Source organism: Roseomonas sp. GC11 (assembly GCF_024437745.1).
Classification (GTDB): Bacteria; Pseudomonadota; Alphaproteobacteria; order Acetobacterales; family Acetobacteraceae; genus Pseudoroseomonas.
On the sequence record NZ_JANFNY010000011.1, the window covers coordinates 28,686 to 53,725 of the forward strand.

General features: G+C 70.3%; 24 protein-coding genes and 2 tRNA genes. 13 read left to right on the top strand and 13 right to left on the bottom strand.

The window, feature by feature from the left end; translation table 11 throughout:
• Nucleotides 1-49: 49 nt before the first annotated feature.
• Nucleotides 50-226, bottom strand: a complete 177-nt coding sequence (locus NON00_RS05245; protein ID WP_256018131.1) for a hypothetical protein — start codon at nucleotides 224-226, stop codon at nucleotides 50-52.
• Nucleotides 227-603: 377 nt separating this feature from the next.
• Here NON00_RS05245 and NON00_RS05250 point away from each other — a divergent pair, with 377 nt between their 5' ends.
• From NON00_RS05250 to NON00_RS05260, 3 genes are all read left to right on the top strand, one after another.
• On the top strand, nucleotides 604-1,065 hold the full coding sequence (locus NON00_RS05250) for a carboxymuconolactone decarboxylase family protein (RefSeq protein WP_256018133.1): 462 nt from the start codon (nucleotides 604-606) through the stop codon (nucleotides 1,063-1,065).
• Nucleotides 1,066-1,067: 2 nt separating this feature from the next.
• The gene (locus NON00_RS05255) at nucleotides 1,068-1,970 is read left to right on the top strand and encodes a sigma-70 family RNA polymerase sigma factor (RefSeq protein WP_256018136.1); all 903 of its coding nucleotides are present in this window, start codon (nucleotides 1,068-1,070) and stop codon (nucleotides 1,968-1,970) included.
• A 211-nt stretch (nucleotides 1,971-2,181) separates the two neighbouring features.
• Complete coding sequence (locus NON00_RS05260; protein WP_256018138.1) at nucleotides 2,182-3,063, top strand: NAD(P)-dependent oxidoreductase; 882 nt, start codon at nucleotides 2,182-2,184, stop codon at nucleotides 3,061-3,063.
• A gap of 47 nt (nucleotides 3,064-3,110) precedes the next feature.
• Here NON00_RS05260 and NON00_RS05265 read toward each other — a convergent pair whose 3' ends face one another.
• The 7 genes from NON00_RS05265 to NON00_RS05295 form a co-directional block, all read right to left on the bottom strand.
• Nucleotides 3,111-4,124, bottom strand: a complete 1,014-nt coding sequence (locus NON00_RS05265; RefSeq protein ID WP_256018140.1) for an ABC transporter ATP-binding protein — start codon at nucleotides 4,122-4,124, stop codon at nucleotides 3,111-3,113.
• Nucleotides 4,121-5,782, bottom strand: coding sequence for an iron ABC transporter permease (locus NON00_RS05270; protein WP_256018142.1), 1,662 nt, complete (start codon nucleotides 5,780-5,782; stop codon nucleotides 4,121-4,123). The genes NON00_RS05265 and NON00_RS05270 overlap by 4 nt, the downstream gene beginning before the upstream one ends.
• Nucleotides 5,783-5,796: 14 nt before the next feature.
• On the bottom strand, nucleotides 5,797-6,927 hold the full coding sequence (locus NON00_RS05275; RefSeq protein ID WP_256018143.1) for a Xaa-Pro peptidase family protein: 1,131 nt from the start codon (nucleotides 6,925-6,927) through the stop codon (nucleotides 5,797-5,799).
• Complete coding sequence (locus NON00_RS05280; protein ID WP_256018146.1) at nucleotides 6,927-7,994, bottom strand: ABC transporter substrate-binding protein; 1,068 nt, start codon at nucleotides 7,992-7,994, stop codon at nucleotides 6,927-6,929. Before NON00_RS05280 ends, NON00_RS05275 begins: the two co-directional genes overlap by 1 nt.
• Before the next feature lie 17 nt (nucleotides 7,995-8,011).
• Complete coding sequence (locus tag NON00_RS05285; protein WP_256018149.1) at nucleotides 8,012-8,710, bottom strand: type 1 glutamine amidotransferase; 699 nt, start codon at nucleotides 8,708-8,710, stop codon at nucleotides 8,012-8,014.
• Entirely contained in the window at nucleotides 8,707-9,369 is a 663-nt protein-coding gene (locus tag NON00_RS05290; RefSeq protein ID WP_256018151.1) for a GntR family transcriptional regulator, read from the bottom strand. Before NON00_RS05290 ends, NON00_RS05285 begins: the two co-directional genes overlap by 4 nt.
• 209 nt (nucleotides 9,370-9,578) lie before the next feature.
• Nucleotides 9,579-9,652: transfer RNA gene (locus tag NON00_RS05295), tRNA-Gln, on the bottom strand.
• A gap of 168 nt (nucleotides 9,653-9,820) precedes the next feature.
• Between NON00_RS05295 and NON00_RS05300 the strand changes: the two genes are divergently transcribed.
• The 9 genes from NON00_RS05300 (at nucleotide 9,821) to NON00_RS05340 (ending at nucleotide 18,477) form a co-directional block, all read left to right on the top strand.
• The gene (locus tag NON00_RS05300) at nucleotides 9,821-10,903 is read left to right on the top strand and encodes a Ppx/GppA phosphatase family protein (RefSeq protein ID WP_256018153.1); all 1,083 of its coding nucleotides are present in this window, start codon (nucleotides 9,821-9,823) and stop codon (nucleotides 10,901-10,903) included.
• 15 nt (nucleotides 10,904-10,918) lie between these two features.
• Nucleotides 10,919-11,590 carry an RlmE family RNA methyltransferase gene (locus tag NON00_RS05305; protein ID WP_256018156.1) on the top strand — a complete coding sequence of 224 codons (672 nt, stop codon included), beginning with the start codon at nucleotides 10,919-10,921 and terminating at the stop codon, nucleotides 11,588-11,590.
• A 302-nt stretch (nucleotides 11,591-11,892) separates the two neighbouring features.
• Nucleotides 11,893-13,416: an IMP dehydrogenase gene (gene guaB, locus NON00_RS05310; RefSeq protein WP_256018158.1), complete on the top strand. Its 1,524-nt coding sequence runs from the start codon at nucleotides 11,893-11,895 to the stop codon at nucleotides 13,414-13,416.
• Nucleotides 13,417-13,592: 176 nt separating this feature from the next.
• Nucleotides 13,593-14,900 carry an RsmB/NOP family class I SAM-dependent RNA methyltransferase gene (locus tag NON00_RS05315; RefSeq protein ID WP_256018161.1) on the top strand — a complete coding sequence of 436 codons (1,308 nt, stop codon included), beginning with the start codon at nucleotides 13,593-13,595 and terminating at the stop codon, nucleotides 14,898-14,900.
• 29 nt (nucleotides 14,901-14,929) lie between these two features.
• Nucleotides 14,930-15,502: a GNAT family N-acetyltransferase gene (locus NON00_RS05320; protein ID WP_256018164.1), complete on the top strand. Its 573-nt coding sequence runs from the start codon at nucleotides 14,930-14,932 to the stop codon at nucleotides 15,500-15,502.
• A gap of 146 nt (nucleotides 15,503-15,648) precedes the next feature.
• Nucleotides 15,649-15,957 (top strand): integration host factor subunit alpha, encoded by a 309-nt coding sequence (locus NON00_RS05325; RefSeq protein WP_256018166.1) that lies wholly within the window; start codon nucleotides 15,649-15,651, stop codon nucleotides 15,955-15,957.
• A 74-nt stretch (nucleotides 15,958-16,031) separates the two neighbouring features.
• Nucleotides 16,032-16,448, top strand: coding sequence for a MerR family transcriptional regulator (locus NON00_RS05330; RefSeq protein ID WP_370688671.1), 417 nt, complete (start codon nucleotides 16,032-16,034; stop codon nucleotides 16,446-16,448).
• A 63-nt stretch (nucleotides 16,449-16,511) separates the two neighbouring features.
• A tRNA-Pro gene (locus NON00_RS05335) sits at nucleotides 16,512-16,588 on the top strand.
• A gap of 206 nt (nucleotides 16,589-16,794) precedes the next feature.
• Nucleotides 16,795-18,477, top strand: a complete 1,683-nt coding sequence (locus tag NON00_RS05340) for a methyl-accepting chemotaxis protein (RefSeq protein ID WP_256018169.1) — start codon at nucleotides 16,795-16,797, stop codon at nucleotides 18,475-18,477.
• Nucleotides 18,478-18,571: 94 nt separating this feature from the next.
• Here the strand turns inward: NON00_RS05340 and NON00_RS05345 are convergent, their stop codons facing one another.
• Entirely contained in the window at nucleotides 18,572-19,237 is a 666-nt protein-coding gene (locus tag NON00_RS05345; RefSeq protein ID WP_256018172.1) for an RraA family protein, read from the bottom strand.
• A gap of 182 nt (nucleotides 19,238-19,419) precedes the next feature.
• On the opposite strand from NON00_RS05345, the gene NON00_RS05350 reads away from it, so the two are divergent.
• Nucleotides 19,420-20,385, top strand: a complete 966-nt coding sequence (locus NON00_RS05350; RefSeq protein ID WP_256018175.1) for a 2-hydroxyacid dehydrogenase — start codon at nucleotides 19,420-19,422, stop codon at nucleotides 20,383-20,385.
• 127 nt (nucleotides 20,386-20,512) lie between these two features.
• On the opposite strand, the gene NON00_RS05355 is transcribed toward NON00_RS05350, so the two are convergent.
• The 4 genes from NON00_RS05355 to NON00_RS05370 are packed head-to-tail and all read right to left on the bottom strand — an operon-like array spanning nucleotide 20,513 to nucleotide 24,940.
• Entirely contained in the window at nucleotides 20,513-21,331 is an 819-nt protein-coding gene (locus NON00_RS05355; RefSeq protein WP_256018178.1) for a hypothetical protein, read from the bottom strand.
• On the bottom strand, nucleotides 21,328-22,938 hold the full coding sequence (locus NON00_RS05360; protein ID WP_256018180.1) for an acyl-CoA synthetase: 1,611 nt from the start codon (nucleotides 22,936-22,938) through the stop codon (nucleotides 21,328-21,330). Before NON00_RS05360 ends, NON00_RS05355 begins: the two co-directional genes overlap by 4 nt.
• Entirely contained in the window at nucleotides 22,935-24,107 is a 1,173-nt protein-coding gene (locus NON00_RS05365) for an acetyl-CoA acetyltransferase (protein WP_256018183.1), read from the bottom strand. Before NON00_RS05365 ends, NON00_RS05360 begins: the two co-directional genes overlap by 4 nt.
• Nucleotides 24,104-24,940 (bottom strand): IclR family transcriptional regulator, encoded by an 837-nt coding sequence (locus NON00_RS05370; RefSeq protein WP_256018186.1) that lies wholly within the window; start codon nucleotides 24,938-24,940, stop codon nucleotides 24,104-24,106. Before NON00_RS05370 ends, NON00_RS05365 begins: the two co-directional genes overlap by 4 nt.
• Between the last annotated feature and the right edge of the window lie 100 nt (nucleotides 24,941-25,040).

Genomic DNA, 25,040 nt, shown 5'->3' on the forward strand with positions numbered 1-25,040 from the left:
CCCCCCGGCGGGAGAGGTCTGGAGAGGGCGGAGCCCTCTCCGGGACGGGTTACCAGCGGTGATAGCTGCCCAGGCCGAGGCTGTTGCGCTCGCCCCAATTGTTCCAGCTGGCGAGGGCCTCGGCCGTGTCGCTGCGGGGGGCTTCCTCGCGTGGCGGCTCGGCGGCGCGGGCTGGGGCGGTGCGCCCGGTGACCAGGTTCAGTACGGCGGACATCCTGTCGAACATGGCAACCTCCTTGGCTGTCGCCATAGTTGTGGCCTTTCCCTGCCATAATCCAGACACAAAATCGGCAGAGAGGCACATTTATGCCATAATTCTGCTTCGCCTCAGCTCGCCCGGGCCGGGGTTTTTCCAGAAAGCCGGGCCTTTTCAGCCTCTTGGCGGATTATAAAACGTCTCGCTTAGGCTTTGAAAAAAAAGAATTTCAAACTGTATCCCCTGGCCTCGCGGGTCTTTTCCCCCGCCTCCAGGCCCGGCGGAGGCGCAATAGGGCAATCATGGCATTCCTGCCACAATTTCCGCCCCCTCCCAAAAACGGGCGGCACCGTGTCACATTCCGCCGGGCTGCCTCGTCTTCAGGGCGCAACCTTGAGGAGAGCGCCATGACGCCCCGCCTGAACTACTTCGCCACCGCCCCCCAGCTGATGCAGGCCATGCTGGGCCTGGAGCGCACCGTGGCCGGCAGCGGCCTGGAGCACAGCCTGATCGAGCTGGTGAAAACCCGCGCCTCGCAGATCAATGGCTGTGCCTTCTGCATCGACCTGCACACGCGGGACGCGCTGAAGGCCGGGGAGAGCCCGGCGCGCCTCTTCCTGCTGGATGCCTGGCGGGAGGCACCCTGCTATAGCGGGCGGGAGCGTGCCGCCCTGGCCTGGACCGAGGCCCTGACCCTGGTCGCGCAGACCCGCGCGCCGGATGAGGATTACGAGGCCCTGCGCCCGCATTTCACGGAGCCGGAGATCGTGGCGCTGAGCCTGCTGATCGCCACCATCAACGCCTGGAACCGTCTGGCGATCGGCTTCCGCAGCATCCCCGGCGAGGCGCCGGCCAGCGCGGCGGCCTGAGGATGGCGCGGCCCGACCCTGTGCCGGACCCCGTGGGCGATCCCGTTGGGGCTTTCCTGCCGCTGCGGGCGGAGCTGGTCGGGCTGGGCTACCGCATGACCGGCTCCTGGGCGACGGCGGAGGATATCGCCCAGGAGGCCTTCCTGCGCTGGAACGCGGCGGACCGTGCCGCCATCGCCACGCCGCGCGCCTGGCTGCTGGCCGTGGCGGCGCGGCTGAGCCTGGACCATCTGCGTTCCGCCCGGCACCGGCGGGAGCGCTATGTCGGCCCCTGGCTGCCGGAGCCGGTGCTGGACAGCGCCCTGCCGCCGCAGCTGTGTGCGCATGAGCGGGCGCAGGATATTTCCGTGGCTTTCCTGCTGACGCTGCAACGGCTTTCCCCGGCGGAGCGCGCGGTGTTCATCCTGCACGACCTGTTCGAGACGCCCTTCGCCGAGATCGCCGCGCTGCTCGGCCGCAACGAGGCGGCGTGCCGCAAGCTGGCGAGCCGGGCGCGGCTGCATCTGGGCGAGGCGCAGCCGCGCCATGCGGTGCCGGAGGGGGAGGCCCTCCGCATCGCGCAGGCTTTCCTGCGGGCCTCGCGTGAGGGCGATGAGGCGGGATTGCGCGCGCTGCTGGCGGGCGATGTGGCCTTGCACGCCGATGGTGGCGGCCTGCGGCCGGCGGCCCTGAACCCCATCCAGGGCGCGCCGAAGGTGATCCGCTTTTTCTGCGCCCTGTCGCGCAAGAGCGGCGGCGTGCTGCCGCCCGTGCTGCATCTTGGCCGCATCAACAGCGCGCCCGGCTATGTGACTCTGGAGGCCGACGGCCTGCCGCAGACCACCGCGCTGGAGATCCGCGCCGGCCAGATCGTGGCGATTTACGTGGTGCGCAACCCCGAGAAACTGAGTGCCCTGCTGACCTGAAAAAGTTTTTTGGTTCTTTTTTCCAAAAAAGAACAAACCCTCCCCGCACCTGCCGCGCGCCATGAAATCCCCCGCGGCCCGCGCGGCTGATAAGGCACTGTTATGCCCGGCGCGGGCGGCCACTTTCCGCCGTGCCGGATTGCGCTATGGTGCCCGCCGCACGGACCGCGCGCCACGCAGGGCGCGCCCGGCCCACGGCCCTGGAGGACATATGAGCGAGAAGAAGCCAGCCATCGGCATGATCGGCGTGGGCCTGATGGGCCATGGCATCGCCTGGAACATCGCGAAGGCCGGCTATGCGCTGACCATCCTCGACCACCCCGGCAACCAGCCGGTGGAGGATCTGCGCGCCATGGGCACGCAGGTCGCGTCCAGCATCGCCGAGGTGGCGCAGGCGGCGGAGGTCATCATCCTCTGCGTGACCGGCTCGCCCCAGGTCGAGGCCATCCTGGCCGGGCCGGGGGGCGTCATCGCGCATCTGCGGCCGGGGACCATCGTGGTGGATTGCTCCACCGCCCTGCCGGGCTCCAGCGCGCGCATGGCCGAAGCCATCGCCGCCGCCGGCGGGCAATTCCTCGATGCCGCCATGACGCGCCTGCCGCAGCATGCGCGCGCCGGCACGCTGAACCTGCTGGTGGGCGGCGAGCCCGCGCTGCTGGAGAAGCTGCGCCCGCTGCTCGATAGCTTCAGCGAGAATATCACGCATATCGGCGGCGTCGGCTCCGGCCATCTGATGAAGCTGCTGCACAACTATGTCTCGCTCGGCTTCATCGCCCTGCTCGCCGAGGTGGCGGCGCATGCGCAGAAGGCCGGGGTGGAGATGCCCACGCTGGTCGATGTGCTGGCCCAGGGCGGCGGCGGCGGCGCGGCCTTGCAGCGCATCGCGCCCTTCCTGCTCTCCGGCGATGCGGCGGCGGTGCCCTTCTTCATCAGCAACGCGGCCAAGGATCTCAGCTATTACCGGCAGGCCGCGGAAGCCGCGGGTGTCAGGCGGGCGATCGCCGATGCGGTGGGCGGCACGCTGGACGAGATTGTCGCCCAGGGGCATGGGCAGGATTTCGTGCCGCGCCTGGCGGAGCTGCTCAAGGTTTGAGCGCAGGGAAGGGTTCTTTTTTGGAAAAAAGAACCAAAAAACTTTTTTCAGGGGGTGGCGTTGGGTGAATCCGCCAGCGGCATCGCGTCCTCGCCGGAGAAACCCAGCAGGATGCGCTCGCCCAGGCGGCAGGCCGTGGCGTGGTCCGCATCGGTCAGGGCGGTCAGCGGGCCCTCGGCGGTGTCCGCCGTGACACGCAGATGCGGGCCGAGGAAAGTCAGCTCCGACACCACGCCCTCGCGCCGGTGGGGCAGGGTGCTGGCCATGGCGCCCAGGCGCAGCTTCTCCGGGCGGATGCCGTGCGGCGTGCCATCCAGCGTCAGGATGTTGCACTCGCCGAGGAAGCTGGCGACGAAGCGGTTGGCCGGGCGGCGGTAAAGTTCCTGGGGGGTGCCGGCCTGTTCGATGCGGCCCTTCTCCAGCACCACGATCAGGTCGGACATGTGCAGCGCCTCCTCCTGGTCATGCGTGACGAAGATGATGGTGACGCCAAGCCGTGCCTGAAGCTGCTTGATCTGGCGCTGCAGGCTGGCGCGCAGGGTCTTGTCCAGCGCGCCCAGCGGCTCGTCCATCAGCAGGATATCGGGGCGGATCACCAGCGCCCGCGCCAGCGCCACGCGCTGCTGCTGGCCGCCGGAGAGCTCGCGCGGGGCGCGGCGCTCCAGCCCTTCCAGCCCGACCATGGCCAGCGCCTCGGTGATGCGCGGCGCGGCCTCGGCCTTCGGCACGCGGCGCATCTCCAGGCCGAAGGCCACGTTGTCGCGCACCGACATGTGCGGGAAGAGCGCGTAGTTCTGGAACACCATGCCGATATTGCGGCGGTTGACCGGCACATGGCTGACATCGCGCCCGCCGATCTGGATGGCGCCGCCATCCAGCGTCTCGAAGCCGGCGATCAGCTTCAGCAGCGTCGTCTTGCCGGAGCCGGAGGCGCCGAGCAGGGTGCAGAAGCTGCCCGCCGTGATCTCCAGCGAGAAATCGCGCAGGACCTCGACGGGGCCATAGGATTTCCGCACCCGCTCCAGCACGACCGCCTTGCCGGGGGAGAGGGGAGCACTCATCGCGCGCGCCTTTGCAGCAGCAGGTTGAGCAGCAGCACCAGCACCGTGAACAGCACGATCAGCGCGGCCACCGCCGTGATGGTCGGGTTGATCTCATGCGCCACGCCCTCATACATCAGCTTGGGCAGGGTGCGGCTGCGCACATTGGTGAGGAAGAGCGCCAGCACCACATCGTCGAAGCTGGTGATGAAGGCGAAGACCGCGCCGGAGGCGATGCCGGGCAGGATGCCGGGCAGCAGCACGCGGCGGAACATCGTGAACCAGCCGGCGCCGAGGCCGAGGGCAGCGAGTTCCAGGTTGGGATCGACGCCGCGCAGCGCCGCCCGGACGGTGATGACGACGAAAGGCGCCGCCACCACGATATGCGCGAGGCCGAGCGCCCAGGGCCCGCGCACCAGCCCCCAGGGCGCCATCATGCCGAACAGCCCGATGGCGAGGATGATGTGGGGCACGATCATCGGCAGCAGGAAGGCGGTTTCCACCAGCCGCGCCAGCGGGCCGCGCAGCCGGGAGAGGCCGAGCGCCGCCGCCGTGCCGAGCAGCGTGGACCCCGCCACGGCGATGCCCGCGACGGTGAGGGAATTCCACACCGAGGCCATCCACTGTGGCCGGCTGAAGAATTCCTCATACCAGCGCAGGGAGAAATTCTGCGGCGGGAAGGCGAGGAAGGGCGAGGAGCCGAGGCTCATCGGAAAGACCACCAGCACGGGGGCGATCAGGAACAGCGCCACGCCGGCGCCGAGCAGCGCCATCACCCGCCCGCCCGGGGAGCGCCCGCGCGGCCCGAGGGCGAAGGGCGTGCCGATGCGGCCCGAGGCGTGCGCGCCGCCCATCAGCCGCTCCAGCCCGAACACCGCCTGGAACAGGAAGAAGACGGCCAGCGTGGCCAGCAGCATCGCCAGCGAGAGCGCGCCGGCCAGCCCCCAGTCGAGCTGCTGGTTGATGTTGAAGGCGATGAGCTGCGCCACCATGGTCTGCGCCGGCCCGCCCATCAGCGAGGGGGTGATGTAGTAGCCGAGCGCGTTCATGAAGACGATGGTGGCCCCCGCCATCACGCCCGGCGCCGTCAGCGGCAGGAAGATGCGGCGGCACAGCGCCCAGGGGCCGGCGCCCAGCGTCTCCGCCGCATGCACCAGGTTCTGGTCGATGCCGCGGAAGGCGCCATAAAGCGGCAGCACGACGAAGGGCATCAGCACATGGCTCATGCCGATCAGCACGCCGGAGAGGTTGTAGACGAAGGCCACCGGCGCCTCGAGGAGCCCGCTGCCGGTCAGCAGGGCATTCAGCACGCCATTGCGCTGGAGCAGGATGATCCAGGCCGTGGTGCGCACCAGCGCGCTGGTCCAGAAGGGCAGCAGCACGCAGAGCGTCAGCAGCTTCGCCACGCGCGGCGGGACGGTGGCCATGAGATAGGCCAGCGGATAGGCCAGCAGCACCGCGAGCAGCGTGACCAGCGCCGCGATCTGGAAGGTGGTGGCCAGCGCCGTGCGATAGGCCGGCACGGCGAGGATGCGCGCGTAATGGCCGAGCGGCCCGGCCGGGCTGTCGAAGCTGAGGCCGAGCAGCTGCGCCACCGGCCAGAGGAACAGCACCGCCAGCACCACCCCCAGCGGCAGCACCGCCCAGCCGAGATGCCGCCCGGCAGATCCCCCCGCCATCGTCCCGCCCGCGCTCAGGTCACGAAAAGCTGGCGGGGAAACTGCGTCAGCTTCTCGATGCCGGTTTCGGTGATGGTGATCGTCTCCGACATGCCGAAGCCTTTCGCCAGCACATAGGTGTGGAAGGTCATGCCAGGGGCGAAGCGCCAGTCGCAGCCGGGCGCGGCCTCCAGCGGCTCCCCGCCATTGGGCTGCAGCAGCAGGCCGACGGAATAGAAGGTCTTGTTGGTGTAGGTCTCGCGCAGCCCGGCGGAGAGCACGCCCTCGCGATAGATGGCATCCGGCACCGCCGCCGGCACGCCGGGGGCGACGGCGGCGATCGCCGCGTCCTGGATGGCCACGAGGCGCTCGACGGTGCGGTGCTCCTCCTCCGTCGCCTCCCCCACCTTCATCGGCCGCATGAAGCGCGCGTGGTAGTGGCGCACATTCGGCGTGCATTCGAGCTGCACGATATCGCCGCGCGCCAGCACGCGGTCCGAATAGCCGCCATGCAGGTGGAAGGCGCGCTCGCCGGAAGAGAGCACGCCCGGCCCCGGCAGGTCGCTGCCGGCGCGGATCATGGCGGCGCAGATCTCGGCCGCCATCTCGCGCTCCGTCGCGCCGGCGCGGGCGCTGCCGATGCCGGCCCGCATCCCCGCTTCCGCCGCCCGCGCCGCGGCGCGCTGGTAGGCGATCTCGGCCGGTGACTTGATCAGCCGCATGCGCGCGACCAGCGGCCCCGCATCCTCCAGCACCGCCCCCGGCAGCGCCTCGCGCAGGGCGAGATAGCGCGCGGCATTCAGCACCCAGGCCGAGAGTTCGACGGCCAGCCGCGGCGTCCGCCCCAGCGTCGCGGTGATGGCGTGCAGGCCCACCGCCATCGGCGCATCGCTGTCCGTCCACAGGAAGCGGGCGGGAAAGACACAGGTGCTGTCGAGGTAATAGGCCTCGACATCGCGCGCCACCAGCACGGGCTCGCCCGAGGCCGGGATGATGGCGAACTGGAAGGTGCCATAGGCGCGGGTGAAATACCCGGTGAGCCAGGTGACGGATTCCGGCAGGAAGGCGAGCAGGGCATCCTGCCCCGCCGCGCGCAGCGCCGCCTGCACGCGCGCCACCCGCGCGAGATACTCCCCGCGCGGGAACCAGGGGGCGTAGATGCTCATCAGTTGCCCTGCATCACGGCGGTGTATTTTTCCTGGGCTTCCTGTCCGTGCTTGGCCCACCATTCGATGTCCATGAACAGCGCATGGGCCAGCCGCTCCGGCGTGGAGGGCAGGCGGGCGAGGCGCGCCGGCTCGATCAGCGGCAGCGCGTCGAGCCGCGCCGGGCCATAGGCGACATACTGGCTGAAGCGCGACTGCGCCGCCGCCGTGCTCATGTAGCGCAGGAACTTCACCGCCGCCTCGCGGTTCGGCGCGCCCTTGACGATCATGAAGTAGCCGACCTGGGGAATGCTCTGCTCCCAGGCCATGGCGATCGGCAGGCCCTCATCCATGCCGGCCTGGAACCGGCCATTCCAGCCGAGCGCCATCACCGCCTCGCCGCTCGCCAGCGCCTGCACCGGCTGCGCGCCCGAGCTCCACCACACCGCGACATGCGGGCGCAGCGCGCGGATCTTGTTGAGCGCGCGCTCCATCCCGGCGGGGGTGGAGAGGGTGGGGTAGATCTCGGAGGGCGCCACGCCCTCGGCCAGCAGCGCCGCCTCCAGCACGGTGGCCGGCTTGTTCGGCAGGGTGCGCTTGCCGGGGAATTTCCGCACATCCCAGAAATCGGCGAAGCTCGCCGGCGCCGCGCCGGGGAAGGCCCTGCGCGAATAGCCGACCAGGGTCGAGAAGATTTCCGAGGGCACGCCATAGGGGTTGCGCGCGCCGGGCAGGATCTGGCTCTGGTCCACCATCGCATCGGTGATGGGCTCGAACAGCCCCTGCTGCACGCCGAGCATCAGCCCCGCGCCGCCCGCCGTCACCACATCCCACGACACGCTGTTGGACTGCACCATGGCGCGGATCTTCGCCAGCTCCGGCCCCGTATCCTCGGTGACGCTGATGCGCGCCTCGCGGGCGAAGGGCTCGAGCCAGGCCTTGCGGATGGCATCCTGGTAGGCGCCGCCCCAGGAGGAGAAGACCAGCTCCTCCGCCCGCGCCGCCGGGGCGGCGGCGGGGAGGGTGGCGAGGACCGTCGCGGCCAGGGCCAGGGCCCGCGCCGAACGCGTCAGGAAAGAGCGTCTCATCGGGTCGTCCTTTTCGGTCATTGCAGGCAGAGCCGGGCGAAGTTGCGCAGCATGGTCTTGGCCGCCTCGGCCTCGCTGGCGCTGTCCTTGAGCTGGGCGATATCCGCGCCATCCTGCTCCATCCGGGCGCGGCTTTCCTCGAACCAGGTCCAGGCCTGGTCCCGCGTCACCTCCGGATGGCCCTGGATGCCCCAGACGGGCCGGTCGCGGTAGCGGAAGATCTGGTTGGGGCAGAGGTCGCTGCTGGCCAGGATCCGCAGATCCGGGTGGCCGGCGCGCACCTCGTCATTGTGCCAGACGAACATGTGCACGCGCTCGCCGATCTCATGGGCGATCGGGTCGTCCTTGGCCGCGGCGGCGACGTCGAGCCACTTATAGCCCACCTCGCAGCTGGCGCGGCGGAACACCTGCTCCCGCCCGCACAGGGCCGAGGCGAGGATCTGGTGGCCGAAGCAGATGCCCAGCATCGGCAGGCCCTGCGCCGCCGCCTGGCGGATCAGCGCATGCTCGCGGTGGATGAAGGGCACATCCTCATAGGCGCCATGCGGGCTGCCGGAGAGGAAGATGCCGGCATAGGCGGAAAGATCATCCGGGAACTCGCCCTGGTAGGCCCAGCGGATGTCGACCGCCAGCCCCTCGGCGGCGAAGCGCTCGTCCAGCCGGGCGACGGAGACCCGCTTCGGCCCATTGGCGAGATAGAGCAAGGTGCGGCTCATGCGGCGAGTTCCCGGCGCAGGGTGGCGATGATGGCGTCGCGCGCCTGGTCGAGGTGGTGCCGCATGCGCTGCGCGGCCTCCTCCGGCGCGCGCGCGGCGATGGCATCGAGGATGGCCAGATGCTCCTCCCGCCCGCGCGCGAAGCGCTCGGGGATGCGGTGCAGGCCGAAGATGCGGGTGCGCTGGCGCAGGTCATGGATCACCCGCCCCATCTCCGCATTGCCCGAGGCATCGGCAATTCCGCGGTGGAGGGCGTCATCCTGCGCCCAATGTGCCTCATCGGTGAGCGATTGCTCATCCTTCATGCGCAGCAGGGCCGCGCGCAGGGCGGCGATGGCGGCCTCCGCCATGCGCGTCGCGGCCAGGCGCGCGGCCTCGCCCTCCAGCAGGCGGCGGAGCTGGAGGATGTCGATGACCTCCGCCGGGGAGAGGCTGGCGACGACCAGCAGGCGGCCCTGGCGGGCCAGCAGGCGCTCGCCTTCCAGCCGGCCCAGCGCGTCCCGCACCGGGGTGCGGGAGAGGCCGAGCGCCTCGGCGAGGCGGCGTTCCTGGATGGCCTCGCCCGCCGCCAGCTCGCCCCGCATCACCATGCCGCGCAGGTGGCGATAGGCGGTGAGGGCGAGGTTGATCCCATCGGGCGCGGCGGGCGGCGTGAGCATACCGGCGGATCAGCAAGTGGTATGCCAGTGAAAAAGGCCAGTGGCATACCAGCGCGGCCAGGCCCCGGCGGGAGGGCGGCCGGGTGGCGGCGAAGGGAAGGGGTGGGCTGGCGGTGGCCGGCCAAAGATGAGGAAACGCCAAAAGGCCGCTGGGCGAAGTATTCCTTCGCGCGCGGACCGCTATTTCTGAAATCTGAATTTCAGGAAGATGGCTGGGGAACCTGGATTCGAACCAAGACTGCCCGAGTCAGAGTCGGGAGTTCTACCGTTAAACTATTCCCCAACGGCGTGGGCGGTCATATAGCGCCGTCGCGGAGGGCTTGCAAGGGGGTCGCGGCATCGTTTCGCATCGCGGGATAAAATCGCTTGCCCCGGCCCCCCGCAGGCCGGATCATGCCCTTGCCCCCCTGCCTGCCACCGCCCTGGCGACGTGGGGGAGGATGAAACTGTCATGTCAGAGATCGTGTCGCACCCTGCCGTCGCCTCTTGCCGCTCCTCCGCTTCGGGGGGCCTGGGCGGCGCCTTCGCGGCCATCGATCTTGGCACCAACAATTGCCGGCTGCTGGTCGGCACCCCCACCCCGGGCGGCGCCTTCCGCGTGCTCGACAGCTACAGCCGCGTCGTCCGCCTGGGCGAGGGGCTGGAGAGCGAGGGGCGCCTCTCCGAGGATGCCATGCAGCGCGCCCTGGCCGCCTTGCAGGCCTGTGCCCAGAAATTGCTGCGCCGGCCGCTGCGGCGCATCCTGGCCGTCACCACCGAGGCCTGCCGCCGCGCCGCCAATGGCCCGGCCTTCGTCGCCCAGGCGCAGCACGCCACCGGCCTGCCCATCCGCATCATCTCGGCGCGGGAGGAGGCGGAACTGGCCATGGAATCCTGCGCCCCCCTGCTGCGGCCGCAGGACCGGCGCGGCCTGCTCTTCGATATCGGCGGCGGCAGCACGGAAATCGCCTGGATACGCGGCGCCCAGGGCTGTGCCGAGGGGCGGGCGGAGCTGATCGGCTACGTCTCCCTGCCCTTCGGCGTCGTCACCCTGGCCGAGCGCATGGGGCAGGGCTGCTATACCCCGGAGGGTTTCCGCCGCGTCGTCGAGGAGGTGGAGGACCAGCTGGCCGAGTTCGACCGCGTCCACAGCATCGGCCGCGAGATCCGCGCCGGCGGGGTGCGGCTGATGGGCACCAGCGGCACCGTCACCACCCTGGCCGGGGTGGCGCTCTCCCTGCCGCGCTATTCCCGCCCGCTGATCGATGGCCGCGTCCTCACCTGTGACGAGGCGGACCAGGCCCTGCGCGACCTGTTCGAGCTGGGGCGGGAGGGGCTTTGCGCCCATCCCTGCATCGGGCCGGAGCGGGCGGATTTCGTCCTGCCCGGCTGTGCCATCTATGCGGCCATCCGGCGGGTCTGGCCTTCCTCCTGCGTGACGGTGGCGGATCGCGGCCTGCGCGAGGGGATGCTATTGCGCATGATGCGCCAGGACCGGGCGCCACCGCGCCGCGCGGCCCATCCCTGGCGGGGGGCCGCCCATCCGGCGCCTTGAGGATGAGATAACAGAGTGAAACCGCCGACCGAGGCCGGGCGTGGCCTGTCCACGCGCCTCCGCACCGCCAAGGGCCGCAGCACCGCCAGCCAGCGCTGGCTGGAGCGGCAATTGAACGACCCCTATGTCCGCGCCGCCAAGGCCGCCGGCTGGCGCTCCCGCGCGGCCTTCAAGCTGATCGAGCTGGACGAGAAATATAAGCTGCTGAAGCCCGGCCAGCGCATCGTCGATCTCGGCGCCGCGCCGGGGGGGTGGACCCAGGTGGCCGTCCAGAAGGCGGGCGAGCAGGGCAAGGTGGTGGGGCTGGACCTGCTGCCGATGGACGTGATCGCCGGTGCCACCCTTCTCCAGGGCGATTTCCAGGACGAGGCGGTGGAACAGGCCGTGCTGGCCGCGCTCGATGGCCCGGCGGATTTCGTCATGTCCGACATGGCGCCCAACACCACCGGCCACAACGCCACGGACCATCTGCGCATCCTCGGCCTCGTCGAGCTGGCCCTCGACTTCGCCGGCAAGGTGCTCGTGCCGGGCGGGGCCTTCGTCGCCAAGGTCTTCCAGGGCGGCACGGAGCGCGACCTGCTCAACCGCCTGAAGCGTGACTTCGCCACCGTCCGCCACGCCAAGCCGCCCGCCAGCCGCAAGGACAGCGCGGAGATGTATGTGGTGGCGCAGGGATTTAGAGGGTAAGTCTCAGAAAAGAGGTTCTTTTTTTGCAAAAAAGAACCAAAAAACTTTTGTCAGTCTGGCGTTCCGCCTGGGGGCAGAGGCGGGACGCTGTCTGGAAAAGTCTTTTTGCTTCTTTTTCTTCAGAAAAAGAAGATTCCTGAAATTCAAAAATACCTTTCCGGCGGGCTGCCCTGCGCTCCCGCGACGGCAGCCCGGACAAAACGTCACGGTCATGCGCCTTGCGGTCTGGCGTGAATCTGGGGTAGGGGGACGCGCCAAGGCTGCGGAACGCGCCGCACGAGTTGTCCGAAAGGCTCCCGCCCATGGCTCCCGACACCATCCCGACCGACGGCACCGCAGAGCGCGGCGCCGCCCCGCGCCGTACCCTGATCGCGGAGGCCTATGCCTTCGATGACGTGCTGCTGGTGCCGGCCTATTCGACGGTGCTGCCCAGCCAGACGGATGTCCGCACCCGCCTGACGCGCGAGATCACCCTGAACATGCCGCTGATCTCGGCGGCGATGGACACGGTGACGGAAGGCCCCATGGCCATCGCCATGGCGCAGGCCGGCGGCATCGGCGTGATCCACAAGAACCTCACGCCGGAAGAGCAGGCCGCGCAGGTCCGCCAGGTGAAGAAGTTCGAGAGCGGCATGGTGGTGAACCCCGTCACCATCCACCCCGACCAGACGCTGGCCGAGGCGCAGGCCCTGATGGCCGCGCACCACATCAGCGGCATTCCGGTGGTGGAGCGGGAGAGCAAGCGCCTCGTCGGCATCCTCACCTATCGCGATGTGCGCTTCGCCACCGACCCGAATATCCGCGTCTATGAGCTGATGACGCGCGAGAACCTGGTGACGGTGACGGCCGATGTCTCCCCGGACAAGGCGCGCGCGCTGCTGCACAAGCACCGCATCGAGAAGCTGCTGGTGGTGGACGATGCCTATCGCTGCACCGGGCTGATCACCGTCAAGGACATGGACAAGGCCCAGGCCAACCCCAACGCGGCGAAGGACGCGATGGGCCGCCTGCGCGCCGCCGCCGCCACCGGCACGGGCGAGGATGGCTATCGCCGTGCCGAGCTGCTGGTGGCCGCCGAGGTGGACGTGATCGTGGTGGACACCGCGCATGGCCACTCCGCCGGCGTGCTGAAGGCGGTGGAGAAGATCAAGCGCCTGTCCAACAGCGTCCAGGTCATCGCCGGCAATGTGGCGACGCCCGAGGCCGCGCTGGCGCTGATCGAGGCGGGCGCGGATGCGGTGAAGATCGGCATCGGCCCCGGCTCCATCTGCACCACGCGCATCGTGGCCGGCGTCGGCGTGCCGCAGCTCACCGCCATCATGGAGAGCGCCGCGGCGGCGCATGAGAAGGGCGTGCCGGCCATCGCCGATGGCGGCGTGCGCTCCTCGGGCGACCTCGCCAAGGCCATCGCCGGCGGCGCGGACTGCGTGATGATGGGCAGCCTCTTCGCCGGCACGGACGAGGCGCCGGGCGAGGTGTTCCTCTACCAGGGCCGTTCCTACAAGTCGTATCGCGGCATGGGCAGCCTCGGCGCCATGGCGCGCGGCTCGGCGGACCGCTACTTCCAGGCCGAGGTGCAGGATCAGCTCAAGCTGGTGCCGGAGGGCATCGAGGGCCGCGTTGGCTACAAGGGGCCGGTGGGCAATGTCATCCACCAGCTCGTCGGCGGGCTGAAGTCGGCCATGGGCTATACCGGCAACGCCACCATCGCCGACATGCAGAAGAACTGCACCTTCCGCCGCATCACCGGCGCCGGCCTGCGTGAGAGCCACGTCCATGACGTGGCCATCACCCGCGAGGCGCCGAACTACCGGCAGGACGGCTGAGTTTTTCTGTTGGGGAGGCGCTGCCTCCCCAAACCCCTCCGCCGGGGGGACAGGGTCCCCCCGGACCCCGCCATCAGTTTTATGCCAACTGAACGCGGGGTTCGGGGTGGCCGTGCCACCCCGGCGGGGTTCCAGGGGCGGAGCCCCTGGCTGCTCCTTCAGAAAGTTCCCATCGCATGACGCCTTCCGCCCGCATCGCCGCCACGGTGGCGCTGGTGGCTGACGTGGCCGCCGCGCCGCGCCGCCCTGCCGACGCCACCGCCAACGCCTTCTTCCGCGAGCGCCGCTATATCGGCAGTGGCGACCGCCGCGCGGTGGCGGAGCGGGCCTGGGGCATCCTGCGCCAGAAGCTGCGGCTGGACTGGCACATCGCCCGCTTCAACCTGCCGCCCACGCCACGCCTGCTGGTGATGGCGCATCTCCTGCTGGCGGAAGGCTGGACGAAGGAGGGCGTGTTGCAGGGCTTCCCCGGTGGCCGCTTCAACGCCGGCCCGCCCGACCCGGGCGAGATGGCGGTGATCAACGCTCTGGCCGGCACCCCGCTGGCACCGCCGGAGATGCCGGAGGGCATCGCCCTGAACCTGCCGGACTGGGCGCTGGGGGGCTACCGCGCCCGCTTCGGCGCCGAGCTGCCCGCCGCCGCCGCCGCCATGGACCAGGCCGCGCCGCTCGACCTGCGCGCCAACCTGCTGCGCGGCACGCGGGAGCAGGCCGCCGCGGCCCTGGCCGCCGAGGGCATCCCCACCGAGCCGATGGGCTATTCCCCCTGGGGCCTGCGCATTCCCGACCGCCGCCCCATCCTGGCCAGCAAGGCCTTCACCGATGGCCTGGTGGAGATCCAGGACGAGGGCAGCCAGCTCATCGCCCTGCTGACCGGGGCGAAGCCCGGCATGCGGGTGGTGGATTACTGCGCCGGCGCCGCCGGCAAGACGCTGGCCGTCGCCGCCATGATGGCCAATCGGGGCCGCATCATCGCCTGTGACGTCTCCGCCACCCGGCTGGAGGGCGCGGTGAAGCGCCTGCGCCGCGCCGGGGTGGACAATGCGGAGCGCCACCTGCTCACCGCCGGCGACCGCTGGGTGAAGCGCCGCGCCGGGCAGTTCGACTGCGTGCTGGTGGATGCGCCCTGCACCGGCGCCGGCACCTGGCGCCGCAACCCCGATGCCCGCACCCGCACCACCGCGCGCGACCGGGATGAGCTGGTCACCAAGCAGCGAGAGATCCTCGACCATGTCGCGGAACTGGTGCGCCCGGGCGGGCGGCTGGTCTACGCTACCTGCTCCGTGCTGCCGGAGGAGAATGGGATGCAGGTCGAGGCCTTCCTGTCGCGCCATGCCGGCTATGAGGCGGTGCCGCTGGCCGAGGCCTGGGCGGCGGTGATGCCCGGCATCCCCGCGCCATGCCCCGGCCCCTGGCTGGAACTGGCGCCGCACAGCCATGGCACGGATGGCTTCTTCGCCGCCGTGCTGCGCCGCAAGGGCTGAGCCGGGGCGGCGGGGGAGGGGCGGGGGAGATGCCGGACAGTGCCAGCATCCGCCGCGCCCGCCCCGCCGATGCCGCCGCCATCGCCGCCGTCCACGCCGCCACCTGGCGCAGCGCCTATCCGGGCCTCCTGCCCGCCGCCTATCTGGCGCATCTCTCCGAGGCCCGTCTGGCCGCCTATTACCGCCGCCTGCTGGCCGAGCGCGGCGGCGGCATGGCCATGTTCGTCGCCGTGGCGCGGGGCGACTCGGCCGCGGCCACCGGCCCGGTGGTGGGCTTTTCCGGCTGTGGCCATGCCCGCCACCCCCGCCTCGCGGAGGGCGAGATCGATACCCTCTATGTCCTGGATGACTGGCGGGAGCGCGGGCTGGGCCGCCGCCTGCTGCGCGCGGCGGGGACGCATCTGGCGGCGGTCGGCTGTGGCTCGGCCATGCTCTGGGTGTTGAGCGACAACCCCTCCCGCTGGTTCTACCAGCATCTGGGCGGCCGCGCGGCTGCCTGGGACACCACCTCTGTGGCCGGCCAGGGCTTCCGGCGGACGGCGATGGTGTGGGACCCGATCGGCCTTCTGCTCTCCGCCACGGCGGCGGCGGATGGCGCCTGATCCCGCTCCCTGTTGCACAAAAGACGCAGCTGTCTGAAGCTTTTGCGCCACACCCCGGCTCGTGGTTGACGCCGGGGAGGCATCCCGGTTTTGTTGCAGATAGAAGGGGTTGCAGGGAGTCTCACTGCCATGGGCCGCGCTCGGTCATGAATACCATCACGCGCGCGCAACTGGCCGAGGCCATCTATGCCCAGGTCGGCCTGTCGCGCAACGAAAGCGCCGCGCTGCTGGAGGACGTGCTGGAGCGCGTCTCGGCGGCCCTCGAGGCCGGGCGTCCGGTCAAGATCTCGGCCTTCGGCACATTCTCGGTCCGGCAGAAGGGGATGCGGGTCGGCCGCAACCCCAAGACCGGGGTGGAGGTGCCGATCATGCCGCGCCGCGTCCTCTCTTTCCGCCCGAGTCAGGTTTTAAAGGCCCGGCTGAACGGCGAGCCGGTGCGCCCCGGCGACGAATAAGGTGCCTCCAGGATGGGGTGCGGGGGATTTGAGCGATGAATGACGGGGTGCCGCCGATGTCCGAGGATCCGGAGGTGTCCGGTCGCCTGCGCAAGGCGCCGACGGCGTTCCGCACCATCAGCGAGGTGGCCGAGGACCTCCAGATTCCCCAGCACGTGCTGCGCTTCTGGGAAACCAAGTTCCCGCAGTTGAAGCCGCTGAAGCGCGGCGGCGGCCGGCGCTATTACCGGCCCGAGGATATCGCGCTGCTGCGCCGTATCGGCGACCTTCTCTATACCCAGGGCTACACCATCAAGGGCGTGCAGCGCCTGCTGCGCGACAATGCCGCCGAGGCGGCCGAGCCGGTGGACAGCGCGCCGGAGCCGGAGGAGCCCGAGCTGGCGCCGCGCGAGGTCGGGCGGGCGGCGCTGCGCCATGCCCTGGCCGAGCTGGAGGGGCTGGCCGCCGAATTGCGCGCCCTGGCCGGGCGGCGCGGTCATCCAAAGGAATAAACGTCAACTTCTTCACCGAGGGGGGTTGAGGGGGCGCGGCGCGGGTGCTATTGCCCGCCCCATCGGAGCGTAGCGCAGCCTGGTAGCGCATCAGTCTGGGGGACTGGGGGTCGTGGGTTCGAATCCCGCCGCTCCGACCATCTTTTTCAGTTGAGATCGATGGGCCTGTGGTCGTGAAGACCGCGGGCTTTTTTTGTGGCCCGCCGCTGGCCCGGCGCTTCCGCCGGCTCTTTGCCGGAGCCTTGCCCCGGCCGCACCACAGATGCGGCTCTGTCTCGGCCGTTTGCATAAATGTCTCTTCATCCGGCGCGCTTATGGTGGACCCTCCAAAAAATGGATGAGGGTCATGCCTTTCCTGGATAGCCTGAGCATACGCGGCAAGATCCTCACAGCTTTTCTGGTCCTCCTGCTGTGCTTCTTTGGCCTTGGGGCTTTCGCCATCTCGCAGTTCAACAGGATGAGCGAGGCCGCCGAGGAAGTGGCGTCCGACTGGCTGCCGGCGAACAATGCCCTGAGCATGGTCAGCATCGAGTTCGAGCGCATCCGCTCGCGCCAGATCATGCTGCTGCTGCTGCCCCCCGATGACCCGAGCGGCCCCGCCGCCGTCCAGGCGAGCCAGCGCGATGTCGAGGCGGCGCTGGCGCGCTATGTCGGCATGGCCACCACCGATGCGGGGCGGCGGCTGGTCGGCACGGTGCGCGATGGCGTGAATGCCTATATGCGTCAGGTCGCCGCCAGCGTGGAGGCGCTGCGCCAGGGCAACCGCGAGCGCGCCCAGGCCATCATGGTGCGGGAAAGCCTGCCGATCTTCCTGGAGGCGCGCGAGATCATCCGCAAGGCCGCCGTCTTCCATGAGGAAGGCAGCCGCGCCAGCGTGATGGACAGCCAGAAGACATCGCGCGTCGCGCAGTGGAGCCTGGCGGCGGGGCTGCTCGTCACGGCCCTGGCGGGCGTGGTCATCGGCTTCTCGCTGGTGCGCAATGTGGCGGGGCCCGTGCTGGCCATGACGGCCGCCATGCGCCGCCTGGCGGACCGCGACTTCGCCGTGGCCATCCCCGGGCGGGAGCGGCGGGACGAGATCGGCGGCATGGCCCATGCGGTGCAGGTCTTCAGGGACAATATGGAAACCGCCGACCGCCTCTCCGCCGAGCAGGAGGCCATCCGCGCCCAGCGTGAGCAGCGCACCGCGCGGGTGGAAACCCTGGTCCGCGATTTCGAGCAGAAGGTGAGCGCCCTGGCGGGCAGCCTTGTCTCCACCTCCGGGCAGATGGAAACCTCCGCCCGCAGCATGTCGGGCATGGCGCAGCAGACGGGGCGGCAGGCGACCGACGTGGCCAGCGCCGCCACCGAGGCCAGCCAGGGCGTGCAGACCGTGGCCGCCGCGACGGAGGAGCTTTCTGCCTCGATCAGCGAGATCAGCCGTCAGGTCGGGCAGGCGTCTTCCGTGGCCGAGCAGGCGGTGGCGCGCGCCCGGCAGACCGATGCCACCGTGCGCACCCTGGCCGATGGCGCCAGCCGGATCGGCGATGTGGTGGGCCTCATCACCTCCATCGCCGGCCAGACCAACCTGCTCGCCCTCAACGCCACGATCGAGGCCGCCCGCGCCGGCGAGGCCGGCAAGGGCTTCGCCGTGGTGGCCAGCGAGGTGAAGAACCTCGCCAGCCAGACCAGCCGGGCGACGGAGGAAATCGGCCAGCAGATCACCCAGATCCAGGCGGCGACGCAGGAGGCGGTGGCGGCCATCCAGGGCATCGCCGGCGCCATCAACGACATGAGCGCCATCACCGTGACGATCGCCGCGGCGGTGGAGGAGCAGACGGCGGCGACGGGCGAGATCGCCCGCACCGTGCAGCGCACCGCCGAGGTCACGGGTCAGGTGACACGCACCATCTTGTCCGTCAGCGAGAATGCCAACCGGACGGATGGCGAGGCCAATGCGGTGCTGTCCTCAGCGACGCAGCTCTCCCGCCAGTCCGGCGACCTGACCGGCACGGTGGGCCATTTCGTCAATCAGGTGCGCGCCGCCTGACCCGCCAGCCCCGCCCTTCCCCGGGCGGGGTTTTCCCAGAAAAAAGTTTTTTGGTTCTTTTTTCCAAAAAAGAACCCTTTCTTTTCTTTCCTTCTTACTCCAGCCCGGCCAGCACCTTCGCCGTGGCCCCCGAGAGATCGCCGAGCCTCGCGCCCCCGGCGACGCGCGCCTGGGTGACCAGACCGCGCTCCTGCCGGGCGATGGCGGTGCGGGCCTCGGCCTCCGCCTCGGCAGGCGGCAGGATGAGCACGCCGCTTTCGTCGCAGAGCACGGCATCGCCCGGCATCACCACCGTGCCGCCGATGGAGACCGGCACGTTCAGCCGCCCGCCGAGGTCGTAAATCCGCGTGGTGATGGGCGCCAGCCCCCGGCACCAGAGCGGGAATTCGCTGGCCTCGACCTCCTCGATATCGGTGCAGACGCCGTCCACCACGCCCGCCTTGGCGCCGGCGGCCTTGGCGGCCACGGTCACGCCGCCGCCCCAGCAGGCGTGGCGCGTGTCGCCCAGGCGGTCCACCACCAGGATATCACCCGGCCGCAGCAGGCCCAGCGCGTGGTGCAGCAGCGTCGAATCCGGCCCCGGGATCTGCACCGTCACCGCCGTGCCGGCGACGCGGCGGCGCAGCAGGCCCTGGATGCCGCTGTCGCAAAAGCCCCAGTGGCGCCAGTGGCCGACCGTCGCGGTCTCGGTCTTTTCCAGCAGCTCGATCACCTCGCCGCTGATCTGCGCGGGCATCGGCTCAATCACGTATTTCGGCATCAAACGCGCCTCATGGCGGGGGTGGAAAGAAGGGCGCCAGCATGGACAGGCCGCGCGCGGCGGGCAACCCGCCCCGCCGCGTGTTTCGCGAGGTGCCTTGCGGGATCAGCGATTTCTGCACAGGCTGCGGTGGACGCGGCCCCATGCCGTGCCGGAAACTGCAACCGGAACCGGACCTGCCCATGACCCAGAAGATCGTCGTGCTCGACCCCATCACCGCGGAGACCGCGCGGCGCATGCGCGCGCTGCTGCCGCCGGGCATGGTGCTGGATCACGCGCTCAACCGCGACGCCGCGCATCTGCGGGAGATCGTGGCAGATGCGGATTTCCTGGTCTCCGGGCAGATCGCGGTGGATGCGGCGCTGCTGGCGGCGGCGGGCCGGGCGAAGCTGCTGCACAAATGGGGCGTGGGCGTCGACAATTTCGACCTGGAGGCCGCGCGCGCGCAGGGCGTGACGGTGGCGCGCACCACGGGCAGCAATGCCCTGCCGGTGGCCGAGTTCACGCTGGGGCTGATGATCGGCCTGCTGCGCAACCTGGCCTTCGGCCACCACACGCTGCGCGGCGGCGAATGGCGCACCACCACCCTGCCGAAGCCGAGCTTCATGCTGACGGGCAAGACGGTGGGCATCATCGGCTATGGCGCGATCGGGCAGAATGTCGCGCGCCTGCTGGCGCCCTTCCAGTGCAGGATTCTCTACAACAAGACCCGCCCCCTGAGCGCGGAGCAGGAGGCGGAACAGGGTGTCCGCTTCGCCAGCGTGGCGGAGATTCTGGCGCAGAGCGATATCGTCTCGCTGCATTGCCCGATGACGCCGCAGACGGCGGGGCTGATCAACCGCGCCGCGCTGCAATCCATGAAGCGCAGCGCCGTGCTCATCAACGTGGCGCGCGGCGGCGTGGTGGTGGAGGCCGATCTGGTCGCCGCGCTGGAAGCCAAGGAGATCATGGGCGCCGCCATGGACGTCTATGAGATGGAGCCGACGCCGGCCGAGAACCCCCTGCTGCGCTTCGACAATGTGGTGGCCACGCCGCATATCGCCGCGATGGCGGCGGATAATTTCGACAAGACCATCCTTCAGCTGTTCGGGAATATCGAGCGTTTCGCCAAGGGCGAGGGCGTGGCCGAGAATGATTTTGTTTGCTGAGAAAAACTTCTTTTTCTGAAGAAAAAGAAGCAAAAAGACTTTCTTTCAGTTTGGCGTCCCGCCTCAGGCCAGAAGCGGGACGCCATCTGGAAAAAGTTTTTTGGTTCTTTTTTTCAAAAAAGAACGCTTAGATTCTTTCCAGATAGCCTTCAAACGTCATGCACACCGCATTCTCGCCCGGCTCCGGCAGCCCTTCGGCGATGCGCCCTTGATGATCGACGGCGAGGAGGCGGAGTTCCGCCACTTCGCTGTCCCGCACCAGCACTTCGGTGGCGGGGGCGTCGAGGCCGGGGCCGCCCCGGAAGCGCGCCCCCACCAGGCTGCCCACGCCGCCGCGCAGCCGCGCCCCCGCCCAGCCCAGCCGCGCGCAGGCGGCGCGCAGGGCGGTGCTGAAATCCTCGTTGGGCTGGATTTTGACAAGGGCGGCATTCCCGCTGGCGTCCGGGTTTCCTTCAGGCTGGAACAGGGAAAAATTCGTCTCCGCATCGGCGCGCACGGTGAAGGACGCGCCCTCGACCACCCAGGCGCTGGCCTCGGCCGGGGCGGCCAGCAGGGTGTCGTGCGGCAGGAGATGGCCAGCATGGCGGCGGCCGCCGGCATCGGTCCAGACGGCGTGCAGATGGGTGAAGGGCTCGCCCTCGCGTTCGCCCAGGGTGGCGTTGATCTGCTCCGCCACCACCTCGCCCTCCGGCGCATGGGTGGCGGAGTAATAGGCGGCGTGGCGCGCATCGGTGGCGAGGGCGGGGATGACGTAGCGCAGCGGCCCGAGCCGCACCCCGCGCAGCACCGCCACGCCGCCGCGATGCCCCCGGGCGCGCAGGGCGCCGGTGAGGGCGGCGTTGAGCGTCAGCCCGGCCGGCAGCGCCAGGGTGAGGCCCAGGCCCCGCCCCGGCAGCAGGGTGAGGCGCTCCGCCGCCGCCGGGCCGGGCTGGCGCAGGCGCCTCACGCCGCGTGCTCCCGCGCCAGGGGCAGCAGGCCCTGGCGTTCCAGCTCCTGCCGCACCAGGGCCTTGGTGATCTTGCCATAGCCGGATTTCGGCAGGCTCTCCTGCACGAAGACATGGCGCGGCAGCTTGTAGCGGGCCAGCCGCTCGCCCAGGAAGGCGAGCAGCGCCGGCACATCCAGCGCCTGCCCCGGCGCGGGGACGCAGACGGCCACGCCGACCTCGCCCCAGAGCGGGTCCGGCACGCCCAGCACCGCGCATTCCACGAGGCCGGGGAAGGCCAGGATCTTCTCCTCGATCTCACGCGGATAGATGTTGGAGCCGCCGGAGATATACATGTCCGAGGCGCGGCCGGTGATGGAGAGGAAGCCCTCCGCATCCATGTGGCCGAGATCGCCGGTGCGGAACCAGCCATCGCGGAAGCTTTCCGCATTGGCCTTGGGGTTCTGCCAGTAGCCGGCGAAGACGGCGGGGCCGCAGACGCAGATCTCGCCGCTCTCCCCCGCCGCCACGGGGCGGCCCTCGGGGTCCTGGATCTGCACCATCATCCCCGTGCGCTCGAAGCCGCAGGTGCCGATGCGCGCCTCCGGCCCATCCTCCGCGTGGTGCAGGGCGGGGGGGAGGACGGTGATGGCGCCCGTCACCTCGCCCAGGCCGAAATACTGCACCAGCACGGGGCCGAGTGCGGCCAGGGCACGCTTCTGGTCCTCCCGGTACATCGGCGCGCCGGCATAGATGACATGGCGCAGGGAGCGGTGGTCATGCGCCGCGCGGGCCGGGTGCTCGACCAGCAGCTTCAGGATGGTCGGCACGGTGAACATGTTGGTGACGCGGTGGCGCTCGACCAGCGCCCAGGCCTCGGCCGGGTCCAGCCGCTCGCCCTCCGGCAGGATGGTGGCGGCGCCGCGCGCCACCTGGGTCAGCGCATGCACCCCGGCGCCGTGCGAGAGCGGCGCCACCACCAGGGAGACATCGGCCTCCGTCGTGCCCGGCAGCAGGTCGCAGAGATGGTTGGTGATGACGAAGGCCATCTGCCCATGCGTCAGCACCGCCGCCTTGGGCCGCCCGGTGGTGCCGGAGGTGTAGAAGAACCAGCAGGGGTCATTGTATTCCACATCGGCATCGGCGAGGGGCGCGCGCGCCTCGGCGGCGATCCAGGCTTCCAGCCCGTCCCCGTTCTCTGCCGGCTCTGGCCCCGCGATCCAGGCGAAGGCGGCCAGATCGGGCCGCGCCGCGCGCACCGCCGCCGCGTGCTCCGGGCAATCCGCCTGGCAGAGGAAGGCGCGGGCGCCGGACTGCTCCGCCATGTAGGTGATGTCCCCCGGCATCAGGCGGACATTGGTGGGCACGAAGACGGCGCCGAGGCGGAAGGCGGCGAACATGATCTCCAGGATCTCAGGCCCGTTCTTCGCGTGGACGAGGATGCGGTCCCCCTTCACGATGCCGCGCCGGGCCAGGGCGCGGGCGAGGGCGGAGACGCGCCCGTCCATCTCCACCCAGCTCCAGGCGCGGCGGCCGCGGATCACCGCCGGGGCGCGCGGGAAGCGCCGGGCCGCGCGGGTGAGGAAATAGGCGAGGTTGGGCACGCGCTGCGTCGCCGGCTGCATCATCGGGTCCGCTCCAGGATCGAGACGTAATTGGCCACCGCCGCGCCGCCCATGTTGAAGACGGCGCCAAGCTTCGGCGCGGGCAGCTGCATCGCCCCCGCCTCGCCGCAGAGCTGCATGGCGGCGATGGCGTGCATGGAGACGCCGGTGGCGCCGATCGGGTGGCCCTTCGCCTTCAGCCCGCCGGAGCGGTTCACCGGCAGGGCGCCCCCGGCGAAGGGAATGCCCTCCTCCAGCACGCGGTGGCCCTGGCCGGGGGCGGCGAGGCCCATCGCCTCGTATTCGATCAGCTCGGCGATGGTGAAGCAGTCATGCGTCTCGACGAAGCTGAGATCGCCCACCCGCACCCCTGCCTCCTCATAGGCGCGCAGCCAGGCGCGGCGGGCGCCCTCGAAGCCCAGCGGATCGCGGCGGGCGAGGGGGAGGAGGTCATTGGCCTGGGCGCGGGCGCGGAAGCGGATGGCGCGGGAGAGGCTGGCCGCCGTCTCCGCATCCGCCAGCACCAGCGCCGCCGCGCCATCGGAGACGAGGGAGCAGTCCGTCCGCCGCAGCGGCCCGGCCACATAGGGATTTTTCTCGGAGACCGTGTTGCAGAAATCGAAGCCGAGATCCCGGCGCATCTGGGCGAAGGGGTTGTCCACGCCGTTGCGGTGGTTCTTGGCGGCGATGCGGGCGAGGGCGGCGCTGCGGTCGCCATGGCGCTGGAAATAGGCTTCGGCGATGCGGCCGAAGATGCCGGCGAAGCCGCCGGAGACCTCCGCTTCCTCCCTGCGGTAGCAGGCACTCAGAAGAATCTCGCCGACCTCCGGTGTGGGGGTGGCGGTCATTTTCTCCGCCCCCACCACCAGGGCGATGCGGCCGCGCCCGCTCTCGATGAAGTCCAGCGCGCCATAGAGCGCGGCGGAGCCGGTGGCGCAGGCATTCTCGAAGCGGGTGGCGGGGGTATGCGCCAGGGCGGGCTCGCCCAGCGCCACCAGCGCGGCCTCGAAGCCCTGGCGGGAGAAGCCGTTGTTGTAGACGCCCACGGTGATGGCATCGACATCGCGCGCCTCCACCCCGGCATGGCGCAGCGCCGCGCCGGTGACGCGGGCCATCAGGCTTTCCACATCGGGGTCTTCCAGCCGGCCGAAGGGCGTATGGGCCCAGCCGATGATCGCGGCGCTCTGTCTCATGGGGGTTTCCTCTCCTGATCCTTGCGCGCCGCGGGGCGGTCGGCGCGGGGTTTGCCGAAGTCGCGCAGGCGCGCCTCCAGCCGCGTGGCTTCCTCGCGCAGCAGGGCGGCGAGCTCCGGCTGCCGCTCCGGCCCCAGCCGGCTTTCGATGGCGGCGAGGGAGAGGGCGGCCACCGGCTCCCCCGCCGCGTCGCGCACGGCGACGCCGATGCCCCAGGAATGCGCGACCACCAGCCCGGGGTTGATGGCGTATCCGGCGGCCCGCGCCCCGGCCAGCAGGGCGCGCAGCCGCTCCGGCCTGTGCTGGGGATAGGCTTCCGCGAGGAGGGGGGCGTTGCGCGCCATCACCTCCTCCGCCTCGGCCTCCGGCAGGGCGGCGAGCAGGGCGAGCCCGGCGCCGCCGACGCCGAGCGGGTGGCGCATGCCCGCCGCCAGCACATGGGTGCGGACGGGGAAGGGCCCTTCCTCCCGGTGCAGGCAGACGCTGAAGAGATCGCGGCGGACGCTGAGGAAGGCGGTGTCGCCGCTGGCCTGGGCGAGGCGGGCGAGGCCATCGCGCGCCAGGCGGTGGATGCCGAAGCGGTCCGCCGCCAGGGTGCCGAGGACGTAGCTTTCCGGCCCCAGATGGTAGCGGCGGCTCTGCGGGTCCTGCTCCACCAGCCCGCCGCGGATGAGGGCGAGCAGCAGGCGGCGCGCGGTCGGGCGGTTGAGGCCGCTGGCCTGCACCAGCCCGGCCAGCCCCATGCCTTCCGCCCCGCCGGCGACGAGCTTCAGCAGCGCGATGCCGCGCTCCAGGCTCTGCGCGCCGGCGGCCTTTGCCGCGGCACTGTCCACGATATGGACCTCTTGCTTCGTTTCCTCGCGGGCGATGATAGATAGTTTACGCGGGGCCGCAATTGGCTTTAGGTTTATGTCCAATAAAGCGTCCACGATA

Bases quoted from the DNA above. Each gene is read 5' to 3' on its own strand.
- NON00_RS05245 (WP_256018131.1), bottom strand. From the start codon at position 226: ATGTTCGACAGGATGTCCGCCGTACTGAACCTGGTCACCGGGCGCACC.
- NON00_RS05250 (WP_256018133.1), top strand. From the start codon at position 604: ATGACGCCCCGCCTGAACTACTTCGCCACCGCCCCCCAGCTGATGCAG.
- NON00_RS05255 (WP_256018136.1), top strand. From the start codon at position 1,068: ATGGCGCGGCCCGACCCTGTGCCGGACCCCGTGGGCGATCCCGTTGGG.
- NON00_RS05260 (WP_256018138.1), top strand. From the start codon at position 2,182: ATGAGCGAGAAGAAGCCAGCCATCGGCATGATCGGCGTGGGCCTGATG.
- NON00_RS05265 (WP_256018140.1), bottom strand. From the start codon at position 4,124: ATGAGTGCTCCCCTCTCCCCCGGCAAGGCGGTCGTGCTGGAGCGGGTG.
- NON00_RS05270 (WP_256018142.1), bottom strand. From the start codon at position 5,782: ATGGCGGGGGGATCTGCCGGGCGGCATCTCGGCTGGGCGGTGCTGCCG.
- NON00_RS05275 (WP_256018143.1), bottom strand. From the start codon at position 6,927: ATGAGCATCTACGCCCCCTGGTTCCCGCGCGGGGAGTATCTCGCGCGG.
- NON00_RS05280 (WP_256018146.1), bottom strand. From the start codon at position 7,994: ATGAGACGCTCTTTCCTGACGCGTTCGGCGCGGGCCCTGGCCCTGGCC.
- NON00_RS05285 (WP_256018149.1), bottom strand. From the start codon at position 8,710: ATGAGCCGCACCTTGCTCTATCTCGCCAATGGGCCGAAGCGGGTCTCC.
- NON00_RS05290 (WP_256018151.1), bottom strand. From the start codon at position 9,369: ATGCTCACGCCGCCCGCCGCGCCCGATGGGATCAACCTCGCCCTCACC.
- NON00_RS05300 (WP_256018153.1), top strand. From the start codon at position 9,821: ATGTCAGAGATCGTGTCGCACCCTGCCGTCGCCTCTTGCCGCTCCTCC.
- guaB (WP_256018158.1), top strand. From the start codon at position 11,893: ATGGCTCCCGACACCATCCCGACCGACGGCACCGCAGAGCGCGGCGCC.
- NON00_RS05315 (WP_256018161.1), top strand. From the start codon at position 13,593: ATGACGCCTTCCGCCCGCATCGCCGCCACGGTGGCGCTGGTGGCTGAC.
- NON00_RS05320 (WP_256018164.1), top strand. From the start codon at position 14,930: ATGCCGGACAGTGCCAGCATCCGCCGCGCCCGCCCCGCCGATGCCGCC.
- NON00_RS05325 (WP_256018166.1), top strand. From the start codon at position 15,649: ATGAATACCATCACGCGCGCGCAACTGGCCGAGGCCATCTATGCCCAG.
- NON00_RS05340 (WP_256018169.1), top strand. From the start codon at position 16,795: ATGCCTTTCCTGGATAGCCTGAGCATACGCGGCAAGATCCTCACAGCT.
- NON00_RS05345 (WP_256018172.1), bottom strand. From the start codon at position 19,237: ATGCCGAAATACGTGATTGAGCCGATGCCCGCGCAGATCAGCGGCGAG.
- NON00_RS05350 (WP_256018175.1), top strand. From the start codon at position 19,420: ATGACCCAGAAGATCGTCGTGCTCGACCCCATCACCGCGGAGACCGCG.
- NON00_RS05360 (WP_256018180.1), bottom strand. From the start codon at position 22,938: ATGATGCAGCCGGCGACGCAGCGCGTGCCCAACCTCGCCTATTTCCTC.
- NON00_RS05365 (WP_256018183.1), bottom strand. From the start codon at position 24,107: ATGAGACAGAGCGCCGCGATCATCGGCTGGGCCCATACGCCCTTCGGC.